The organism is Peptacetobacter hominis, from assembly GCF_006861675.1.
Lineage (GTDB): Bacteria > Bacillota > Clostridia > Peptostreptococcales > Peptostreptococcaceae > Peptacetobacter > Peptacetobacter hominis.
The window spans coordinates 56005-67394 of sequence record NZ_SGJB01000015.1; the positions used below are offsets into that span (position 1 = coordinate 56005).

8 protein-coding genes are annotated in these 11390 nt (G+C 32.1%); 6 read left to right on the forward strand and 2 right to left on the reverse strand.

The annotated features are described in order from the left end of the window. Nucleotide 1 precedes the first annotated feature (1 nt). Entirely contained in the window at nucleotides 2–2236 is a 2235-nt protein-coding gene (locus EXD82_RS08170; RefSeq protein WP_142536426.1) for a YhgE/Pip domain-containing protein, read from the forward strand. Nucleotides 2237–2322: 86 nt separating this feature from the next. On the opposite strand, the gene EXD82_RS08175 is transcribed toward EXD82_RS08170, so the two are convergent. Together EXD82_RS08175 and EXD82_RS08180 are read right to left on the reverse strand one after the other, a co-directional pair. Next, nucleotides 2323–3105, reverse strand: a complete 783-nt coding sequence (locus EXD82_RS08175; RefSeq protein WP_142536427.1) for a peptidylprolyl isomerase — start codon at nucleotides 3103–3105, stop codon at nucleotides 2323–2325. A gap of 633 nt (nucleotides 3106–3738) precedes the next feature. Next, entirely contained in the window at nucleotides 3739–4224 is a 486-nt protein-coding gene (locus EXD82_RS08180) for a hypothetical protein (protein ID WP_142536428.1), read from the reverse strand. Nucleotides 4225–4487: 263 nt separating this feature from the next. Here EXD82_RS08180 and EXD82_RS08185 point away from each other — a divergent pair, with 263 nt between their 5' ends. The 5 genes from EXD82_RS08185 (at nucleotide 4488) to EXD82_RS08205 (ending at nucleotide 11296) form a co-directional block, all read left to right on the forward strand. Continuing rightward, complete coding sequence (locus EXD82_RS08185; RefSeq protein ID WP_142536429.1) at nucleotides 4488–5054, forward strand: beta-class carbonic anhydrase; 567 nt, start codon at nucleotides 4488–4490, stop codon at nucleotides 5052–5054. Between the two features lie 280 nt (nucleotides 5055–5334). Next, on the forward strand, nucleotides 5335–5775 hold the full coding sequence (locus tag EXD82_RS08190) for a MarR family winged helix-turn-helix transcriptional regulator (protein ID WP_246082035.1): 441 nt from the start codon (nucleotides 5335–5337) through the stop codon (nucleotides 5773–5775). A 27-nt stretch (nucleotides 5776–5802) separates the two neighbouring features. Further along, nucleotides 5803–8070 (forward strand): ABC transporter ATP-binding protein, encoded by a 2268-nt coding sequence (locus EXD82_RS08195; RefSeq protein WP_142536430.1) that lies wholly within the window; start codon nucleotides 5803–5805, stop codon nucleotides 8068–8070. After that, the gene (locus EXD82_RS08200; RefSeq protein ID WP_330573796.1) at nucleotides 8063–9925 is read left to right on the forward strand and encodes an ABC transporter ATP-binding protein; all 1863 of its coding nucleotides are present in this window, start codon (nucleotides 8063–8065) and stop codon (nucleotides 9923–9925) included. The genes EXD82_RS08195 and EXD82_RS08200 overlap by 8 nt, the downstream gene beginning before the upstream one ends. Nucleotides 9926–10129: 204 nt before the next feature. After that, nucleotides 10130–11296: an AI-2E family transporter gene (locus tag EXD82_RS08205; protein ID WP_142536431.1), complete on the forward strand. Its 1167-nt coding sequence runs from the start codon at nucleotides 10130–10132 to the stop codon at nucleotides 11294–11296. Nucleotides 11297–11390 lie beyond the last annotated feature (94 nt).

The window sequence follows — 11390 nt, forward strand, 5'->3', positions numbered from 1 at the left end:
AATGAAAAATATAATAAATATATTTATCGACGATATAAAACAGATAAGAAAAAACTCCATTGCCCTTATTGTAATAGTAGGACTTAGTATAGTACCGTCACTTTATGCATGGTTTAATATATCTGCAAGCTGGAATCCATATGAAAATACCGGGAGCCTTAAAGTTGCGGTTGCAAATTCCGATAAAGGTTATAGAGGTTCTGTTATACCTATAGACCTCAATATAGGAGATAAGGTAGTTTCATCGCTGAGAGAAAATGAACAGCTTGGATGGACTTTTGTAGATGAAAAAGAAGCTATCGAAGGTGTCAAATCCGGAAAATACTATGCTTCTATAGTAATACCGGATACATTCAGTCAGGATATGATGAGCCTTTTTTCAAAGGATATAAAGAAAGCTGAAATAAAATACTATCTGAATGAAAAGGAAAACGCAATAGCTCCAAAGGTAACAGATAAAGGAGCAGGAGCGATAGAAAAACAGATTGATGAAATATTTGCAAAGACTGTATCTGAAATAGGACTTGATGTAATGGATACAATATCTGATATATCAGATAAAAAAGATGTAAAGAATATAGCTACAAATGTATCTGAAAATACACAGAAAATAGCAGATGATTTAAAAGATGCCGAATATACGGTACAGGCTTTTTCAGATATGGCACTTTCTCTTCAGAATACGATGAATACAACATCAGAGTTTCTTGGAAAAACTTCTGAAAACATAGAAAGTGATAGAAAAACTTTAAAAAGCATAGAAAGTGATAGAAAAACTTTAAAAAGCATAGAAAACAATGCATCAAATATGGAATCTTCTGCAATAAAAACTGCTGATGCAATAGTGAATGCTGTAGATAAAAGTAATGATTGTTTCAAAAAAGTGTCAGATGAAATAGATAGTATATTTTCATCGTTGGATAATGGATCATCAGGATCTATATCACAGAATATAGAATCTGCTAAAAAGGAATTATCAGTTCTTTCTGATAAAGTCGGAAAAATAATAACTGACTATACAAATCTGAAAGAAAATCTTTTAAATCTTGAAAGTAAAATTCCAGGTTCAGAAGCATACATAGAACCTATAATATCTCAGATCGATGATGCCATCGAAAAACAAAAGAATATACAGGAAAAAATAGATTCAATAAACGCTGATATGTCACAATCTGTTTCGGATATTGAAAAATACAAAAAAGAACTAAAAGAGCTTTCTAAAAGCAGCAGTCAGTCCATAGATAAAATAGGTCAGCAATATAGAAATAATCTGAAATCAGAATTTTCAAGTCTGGGTAAAAACATAGATAGTATAAATAATTCTGCGGATCTTATTTTTGCAGACCTTGGTAAATCTGCAACATCTATGAAAAATCTTTCCTCAGACGCGGCTGGGGACATTGGAAATCTGAAAAAATCTCTGGATGATTCTGTTCTTCTAATAAAAGATGCTGAATCAAAATTGAACAGTATTTCAGCAAAAATGAAAGAAGCTGCAAACAGTGGAGATATAGAAACTCTTAGAAAAATCCTTGGAAGTGACCCGGACGAAATAAGTGCATTTCTTTCTGCACCTGTAAAAATGGATACAAGAAAAATATATCCTGTTGAAAATTATGGATCTGCTATGACACCTTTTTACACAACACTTTCAATGTGGGTAGGTGGTATTATACTTGTCGCTATGCTTAAAACAGGTATATCAGACAGATTGAGAAAAAAACTGGATAATGTGAAAAATCACGAGATTTATCTTGGAAGATTTCTATTATTTGCAGTAATGGGCATAATACAGAGTACTATTATATGTATGGGAGACCTGTTTTTCCTTCAGATACAATGTGAGCATCCTCTGATGTTTATGTTTGCGGGATGGTTTACAAGTCTTGTGTATGTCAGTATAATCTATACTCTTACGGTTTCATTTGGAGATGTAGGAAAAGCAATATGTGTTGTACTTCTTGTAATGCAGGTTGCAGGATCAGGAGGAACATTCCCTATAGAAATGGCACCAAAAGTATTCCAGAAGGTTTATCCTCTACTTCCATTTACTCAGAGTATGACAGCTATGAGAGAGTGTATAGCCGGAATATATGAAAATACATACTGGATAGCTCTTGGTAAGTTATCTGTTTTTATGATACTTGCATTTATTCTAGGGCTTGTTCTTAGAAAACCGATTATAAGACTGAATGAAATGTTTATGGAAAAACTGGAAAGCACAAAAATAATGTAGATATTAATCCCTCTGAGAATTCAGGGGGATTTTTATATAATAAAAAACCTCCTGGATTTACAGGAGGCTTTTATGAATAGAATTTATTATCCTTCTATTGAAAAATCAGATGCGTATTTTTCTCTAAGTTCAGCTATTTTATCTTCGTATGCTTTAAGCTGTTTCATCTGAGAAAGGTTGTTTATTATTTCCATAGCAACTTCTTCAAATGGAGATACTCCAGCTTCGTGACGTTCTTCAACTTTTATAAGATGATATCCAAACTGAGTTTTTACAGGTTCAGATATTTCACCTGCGTTCATATTGAATACGGCTTCTTCGAATTCTGGAACCATCTGACCTTTACCAAATAGTCCAAGATCTCCACCCTGCATATTAGATGGACAATCTGAATAATCTATTGCAGCCTGTTCAAAAGTTTTATCACCTGCATTTATTTCAGCAGCTATTTCTTTTATTCTTTCTTCAGCAGCTTTGAATTCTTCTTCAGTTGCAGCTTTTATAAGTATATGTCTTGCTTTTGCCATTTCATCAACTTTGAATTCATCTTTATGCTCTTCATAGTAAGCTTTTGCTTCTTCTTCAGTTGCAGCTGCAGACATGAATAATTTATTAAGAGCGTGCTGTTTAAGCATATTTATAGTAACCTGCTCCATAAGAGTTTTGAACTCGTCTGTTTCATCAAGTTTTTCAGCTTTAGCCTCCATGTAGAATAATTCCTGGTTAACAAGGTCTTCAAGTAATTTCTTTTTACCCTGCTCAGTCTGGAAGTGCATTCCCTGCTGAGGATTCATTGATCTTATGGCATTTTCAAGGTCTATATTACTTATTTCTCTGCCATTTACTGTAGCTAATACTTTTCTTTCCATGATAGTAAAACTCCTTTAAAAATAATTTATATAACCCGTATATATGTATTATATTAACATATAAATCGGTTCGGGCTCACTATTTAATAATAACAGAAAATGAAAATTATGTCTAATATACGTTATTTAATAGAATATTGTAAATATAAGAAGAAGTAAAAAGGACATTATTCCAACGACTCCTTCTTCATTTTTTCTCCTGTAGACTTCTTTGTATGAAAAATATAGGTAAATAAACAATACAATTATCTTTGCGTACAAAAGAAATATACTTTTTGGAAAAAGGACAAAGCTTAGTATAGTAATTATAAAAGTTGCTATACTGCTTAGTCTATATGCAAACATGAGAGAAGGCTTAATAGAATCAGAGCTTTTTATATATGTATATGAAAAATAAATTACATATATAAGTGCGATAGAAGCATAACTGAAAAATAAAACTCTCTCAAGATCTTTTGAAGATATAAAAACCCATTTGTACCATATAATAGGCCAGAATGTCAGCGTAAGTAATCTAAAATAATTTTCAAGTATATTTTCTTTATTCATAGGAATCACCTTTCAAAAAGTTTATATACATATATTATAAAAGCTTCTGCAATTAATTAAAAGCAGAAGCCTGTATAATCTGAATTATCCTCTCATTTTATACTGAGGAGAAGTTTTTAAGTTTGTCATTACTATAGCCATTTTTGAAGCAGGGTTGTAGTTTATCTGAACAAGCTGATTTTTCTTAACTCTTTCAAGGTCTTCACCACCGTGAGCTATTTCAAGCTTTATAGGTTTTTTACCCTGTTTGATAAGAACTGTATATACTCCTTTTTCCTTTTTCTCAAGAGATACAAGAGTACCTACATAAGGAGTAAACTGCTGATATTTTTCTGAATCTTTCTTTATATAGAAGTAGAAAGCAACGGCTACTGCTATATTTATACCAAATATTATCCATCCGTTTATTTTTAAATACATTCCAGCTATAAGTATTATAAACATTATTACTACTGGTATGATTGCTTTCTTAAGTAAGATTTTACCAAGTACTTCATTGGCTTTTTTTTCTGGTTCAGACATAGTCTTAGATCTTGCGAATGATTCTGCAAATCTGTCTTTTAAGCTCATTTTAATCCTCCTAATAAATTTAATTCTTTATAAAGACAATATTCTGCTTGAAAAATATTGTATTAAGCATCGATATTTTATTATCAATATATAATAATTGTAAAGCAAAATACTATTCTTTATTCTAGCATAAATCTTACAAAAAATAAACATCGCATAACAAAATATATGTCATTTTGTTATATAATATTAACTATAATATAAAGTGAATGAATATACTGAAAAAGGGTATAAATAAAAACACAAATAAACAGGAGGGCAATATGACTAAACTTGAAGAAATACTTAGAGATAATAACGAATTTGTAGAAAATAAAGAATATGAAAAATTCTCAACATCAAAGAAACCCAATAAAAAGATAGTAATTTTATCGTGTATGGATACAAGACTTACATCACTTCTTCCAAGTGCGATGAATATAAAAAACGGTGATGTAAAGCTTATAAAAAACGCAGGCGCAGTGATTACACACCCTTTTGGAAGTACTATGAGAAGTATAATTGTTTCAATATGTGAGTTTGATGTAGATGAAGTAATGGTTGTTGGACATTATGAATGTGGAATGTGTAACGAAAATACAGATGAAATGATAGAAAAAATAAAGGAAAAAGGAATTTCAGAGGAAGTTATATCTACTCTTGAAAATGCCGGAATAGATTTAAGAACGTGGTTACACGGATTTGACAGTGTGGAGCAGTCTATAAAAGACACTGTAAAAACAATAAAAAATCATCCTCTTATACCGTCTGATATAGCTGTTCATGGACTTGCTATGAATCCTGCAACAGGTAAAATAGATGTAATAGTAAATGGATACGAGGATAAATAAGAAATTTGTATGCCGATCTTATTATATAGGTCGGCATATTTTATTTTTGTTTATAGTAGATAAAAAATATATGTTATGCGGAAAAATCTATGCAAATACATATTATGAAGTAGTTAAAAGATTAGTTGACTAATTTAAATTTTGCAGAAAAATAGTAATGTGAAATCATTTTCTATGAATAAAGTATGAAATTTACACTATACACTTGAAAAAAATACTATATAGGGATAATATATAATGTATAAATAATTAGGTGACTAAATAAAGAGGAGGTGTGAAAGTGGATGAACATGGATTTGAAAACTCGATAAATTGTATAATGATGAGAATAGGTAGAGCATATTTTAATATGAGTGAGGAGTATATGAAAGAGCTTGGACTTCATCATGGTCAGCCTAATATAATAATGTCATTATATAAAAACGACGGTCAAAGTCTAAAAGAGCTTACAAAAGGCAGAAAAGTAAAGGCATCCACCACAACAGTTATGATATCCAGGATGGAAAAATCCGGTATTGTAGAAAAAAGAGTTGATCCAGACGATCAGAGAATAATAAGAGTATATCTCACAGATCATGGAAAAGCTATATACAGCAGATTAAAGGAGATAAATTCTGAAATTGAAAAAAGATGCCTGAAAGGATTTTCCGTTGAGGAAATAATAGTGATAAAAAGACTATTACATGAAATGGTAAAAAATATGGAAAACAGCAGGGAATAAAAAGACATTGGAAGGAGATAGTAGTATATGCTGAAAATAATGAAATATCTTGAAAAATCAGCAGGAATGATACTGGTTATAATAGCATTTCTTATGATTCAGGCTACATGTGATATATCTTTGCCTGATTATACGTCTAATATCGTAAACGTCGGTATACAGCAGGGCGGAATAGAAAATGCTGTTCCAGAGGTAATAAGAGAATCTGAAATGAATAGACTTCTGGGGCTTGTATCTGAAAAAGAAGCTGAAAGTATAAAAGATGAATATTCACTTTTAGATAAGAATAAACTTTCAGAGGACAGATATACTGAATATAAAGAAAAGTACCCAGTACTTGAAAAAGAGAATTTATATGTACTGAATGATAGTATATCAAAAGACGATATGGAAAATCTTGACTCTATAATGTCAAAACCAGAGATGATTTTATATTCATCAGAAAATGATAAAGAGCAGTCTGATGCAATGAAAGCTCAGATGCTTTCAAAAATGCCGGCTGAATATGCTGCTGCATTGAAAGATAAAGATGTGGTTGATATTATACTTATGATGGACAAAGAGCAGTCATCTGCTATTGTAGAAAAAATGTATGAACAGTTTGACAGTATGCCTGAGAGTATAGTTTCACAGAGTGCAGTATCTTTTGTAAAAGCAGAGTATTCAAAAGTTGGAATCGATCTTGAAAAACTTCAGAACAGTTATATTTTCAAAACAGGGGCACAGATGCTTGGAATAGCTATAGTAAGTATGATAGCAGCTGTAATAGTATCTTTCCTTGCAGCAAGAACTGCAGCAATACTAGGAAGAAATCTTAGAAGTAAAGTATATGAGAAGGTAATGAGTTTTTCAGAAGAGGAAATGAAAGAGTTTTCAACAGCATCGCTTATAACAAGAAGTACAAACGATATACAGCAGATACAGATGATGTCTGCGATGTTTTTCAGACTGGTTTTCTATGCACCTCTTATGGCTATGGGTGGAATTTTCAAAGTAGTAAATTCAAATGTATCGATGACATGGATAATAGCTGTTGCAGTGCTTAGTATAATATTTATAATAGGTATACTTTTCAGTGTTGTAATGCCTAAATTCAAGCTTGTACAGAAACTTATAGACAGACTTAACCTTGTTTCAAGAGAGATAATAACAGGGATACCTGTTATAAGAGCATTCAGCAATCAGAAATATGAAGAAGCAAGATTTGAAAAAGCAAATAGAGAGCTTACTAAGAATAATATATTTGTAAACAGAATGATGTCATGTATGATGCCTATGATGATGCTTATAATGAACCTGATAACTGTACTGATAGTATGGACAGGATCTCATGGAGTTGATACAGGTGCAATGCAGGTCGGAGATATGATGGCATTTATACAGTACACAATGCAGATAATAATATCTTTCCTTGTAATATCTATGATGTCAATAATGATACCGAGAGCATCAGTATCTGCAGGACGTATAATGGAAGTTCTGAATACAGAACCAAGAATTCTTGATCCGGAAAAAGGTAAGGCTGAAAAATTTGATGATACTAAAAAAGGTGTAGTTGAATTCAGAAATGTATCGTTTAAATATCCGGATGCAGATGAAGAAATACTTAAAAATATATCATTTACCGCAAAACCAGGTGAAACAACAGCCTTTATAGGAAGTACGGGAAGTGGTAAATCTACTCTTATAAACTTAATACCTAGATTCTTTGACGCAACAGAGGGTGAAATAATAGTTGATGGAGTAAATATAAAAAATGTGGAACAGCATGAACTTAGAAAAAGAATCGGATATGTACCGCAGAAAGGTATTCTTTTCACAGGAACTATCGCATCAAATCTAAGATATGGTAATCCTGATGCAACTGATGATGAAATAAGGGATGCTGCTGAAATTGCTCAGGCTATGGAATTTATAAGTACAAAACCAGACGGATTTGCAACTGAGATATCTCAGGGAGGTACAAACGTATCCGGTGGACAGAAGCAGAGACTTTCAATAGCAAGAGCTATAGCTAAAAATCCTGAAATATATATATTTGACGACAGTTTCTCTGCTCTTGACCTTAAGACAGATGCAGCTCTTAGAAAAGCGCTTAAACCAAAAACAAAGGATGCAACTGTTCTTATAGTAGCACAGAGAATAAGTACTATTCTTCATGCAGAACAGATAATAGTTCTTAATGAGGGAGAGATAGTAGGAAAAGGAACACACAAAGAGCTTCTAGATAATTGTGAAATATACAGACAGATAGCTTTATCACAGATTTCAAAGGAGGAGCTTGAAAATGAGTAATAAACCGGGAATGAGAAAAGGGCCTATGGGTGGCAGAGGTCCGATGGGTGGACATGGAGCCGTCGGAGCTGCCGGTGAAAAGGCAAATGATTTTAAAGGAACAATGAAAAAGCTGTTTGAATATATCTCAGAATACAAGATATCTATAATAGCAGTTTTTATATTTGCAGTAGGAAGTACAATATTTTCAATAGTGGGACCTAAGATATTAGGTAAAGCAACTACCAAAATATTCGAGGGACTTATGGAAAAAGTTTCTGGAAGCGGAGGAGGAATAGACTTCGACGCAATCGGAAGAATACTTCTTATACTAGTAGCATTATATATCGTAAGTGCAATCTTCTCATTTATACAGGGATTTATAATGAGTGGAATCTCTCAGAAAATATCGTATAAAATGAGAAATGAGCTTTCAGAAAAAATAAACAGACTGCCAATGAAGTACTTTGACAAAAGAACTCATGGTGAAATACTTTCAAGAATAACAAACGATATAGATACACTTAGCCAGAGTTTAAACCAGAGTTTAACTCAGCTTATAACATCTGTTACAACTATGGTAGGTATACTTATCATGATGCTTTCAATAAGCTGGATAATGACTATCTCGGCTCTTATAGTAATACCTCTTTCACTTTTATCAGTGAGAATGGTTGTAAAAAGATCACAGAAATATTTCAGAAGTCAGCAGGAATTTCTTGGACATGTAAATGGACAGGTTGAAGAAACTTACGGTGGACAGAGCATAGTAAGAGTATTCAACAAAGAAAAAGAAGTTACAGAAGAATTCAACAGATTAAATGACAGACTTTACGATTCTGCATGGAGATCTCAGTTCCTTTCAGGTATGATGCAGCCGATAATGGGATTTATAGGAAACTTCGGTTATGTGGTTGTTTCTATACTTGGTGGATATCTGGCAATAAGAAAAACCATAGAAGTCGGTGATATACAGTCATTTATACAGTATGTAAGAAGTTTTACACAGCCTATAAACCAGCTTGCTCAGGTTACAAATATGCTTCAGTCTACAGCCGCTGCAGCTGAAAGGGTATTTGAATTCCTTGAAGAGGAGGAAGAAGTTCAGGTTGCAGAAAATCCGGTACCGATAGATTCAGTTGAAGGAAATATAACATTTGAACATGTAAACTTCGGATACAATGAAAACAAGACAATAATAAATGATTTCTCTATAGATGTTAAAAAAGGACAGAAGATTGCCATAGTAGGACCGACTGGAGCCGGTAAAACTACGATAGTAAAACTTCTTATGAGATTCTATGATGTCAATTCAGGAGCAATAAAAATAGATGGACATGATATAAGAGATTTCAACAGAAATGAACTCAGAAAAGCATTCGGTATGGTTCTTCAGGATACATGGCTTTTCAATGGAAGTATAAAAGAAAATATAAAATACGGAAAACTTGATGCAACTGATGAAGAGATAACTGCTGCTTCAAAATCAGCAAATGTACATCACTTTATAAAAACACTTAATGATGGATATAACACAGTGCTTGATGAAGAAGCAAGTAATATATCACAGGGACAGAAACAGCTTCTTACAATAGCAAGAGCGATACTTGCAGATCCTAAAGTTCTGATACTTGATGAAGCAACAAGTTCTGTAGATACAAGAACAGAGCTTCTTATACAGAAAGCTATGGACAACCTTATGGAAGGAAGAACAAGTTTTATAATAGCGCACAGACTTTCAACTATTAAAGATGCCGATGTCATACTTGTAATGAATGAAGGAGATATAGTAGAGCATGGTAATCATGAGGAACTTTTAGCAAAAGGTGGATTCTACGCTAAACTTTACAATTCTCAGTTTGAAGAGGCAGTATAAATTTAAATTATTAAAAGACGGTTTCATATTTATGAAATCGTCTTTTTTATATGTATAAATACATACGATGAGAAATATAGAATATATGGGAAAGCTATATTTAATTTATCGAATAAAAATATACTTTAGAAAATAATAATTTATTACGGTTACAAAATTATGCATTTATGATACAATCAATATGAATAAATAAGGAGGGACAACATGAAAATAGAATGGAATAAAAAGTATACGACAATGGCTGTATATGCTGTGATAACCATATGCGTCGGTATAGTATTCTATCTTATCAGTTCTCAGGTAAAAAGCTTTTCTGCTAAGATTGGTGATTTTGTAGCTATATTGAATCCGTTTATAATAGGTTTTTCCATGGCATATCTTCTTAATTTTATTCTTAAGTTTTTCGAGGAGAGAATAATAACAAAATATATGCCGGGTGTAAAAAAAGGTGCAAAAAGAGCTATAGGTCTTCTTTTAACTTATTTTGTAGCAGGTGTAATGTGTTATCTGTTTATAAAATTTGTATGGCCTCAGCTTATGGAAAGTATAATAGGAATATTTAATGATGCACCTTATTATATAAATAGTACAACAAAATTTATGAAAAATATTATAGATAATTTCAATATGACTCCTGAAAATATGGCTCTTGTAGAACAGAAATGGAATGAGCGGATGGATTATATAATGAAATTTGCAACAGATTTTATACCTGTTGTAGGAAATACTGTAATGGCAGTTATATCAAGCATATGGAATATAATTCTTGGAGTGATAATATCGATATATCTTCTAAAGGACAAAGAGAATTTCTTTGCAATAGCAAAGAAAATGACTTATGCATTTTTCAGTAAAGAACATGCATATAAAGTTCTTGAACTAACTCATAGAGCAAATGATATATTTGGTAAGTTCCTGGGTGGAAAAATAGTAGACTCTTTTATAATAGGAATTATAACATTTATAATTCTTACTATAGTAAAGATGCCGTTTACTTTGCTTGTAACTGTAATCGTTGGTGTTACAAATATAATACCGTTTTTTGGTCCGTTCTTCGGAGCAGTTCCATCAATTATTCTTGTATTATTTGTAAGCCCTGTAAAAGCAGTATGGCTTGCGATAATAATATTCTTTATACAGCAGCTTGATGGAAATATAATAGGTCCTAAAATACTTGGTGATTCGATTGGGGTATCAGCTTTCTGGATACTTTTCTCACTTCTTCTTGCAGGCAAGTTTTTAGGAATAGTTGGTATGATACTTGGGGTTCCGTTATTTGCCTTTGTATATTCTATAATAAAAGATATAACTGAAGATAGGCTTGATAAAAAAGGACTTCCTTTGGATACCTCGGATTATATGGATGAATAAAAATATTAAATATAAAAGGTGCTGTCGCATTAACGTTTTTTATAACGTTTTGCGACAGCATTTTTTCTTGTTATCAGTAAATAGTGGTTGTAAA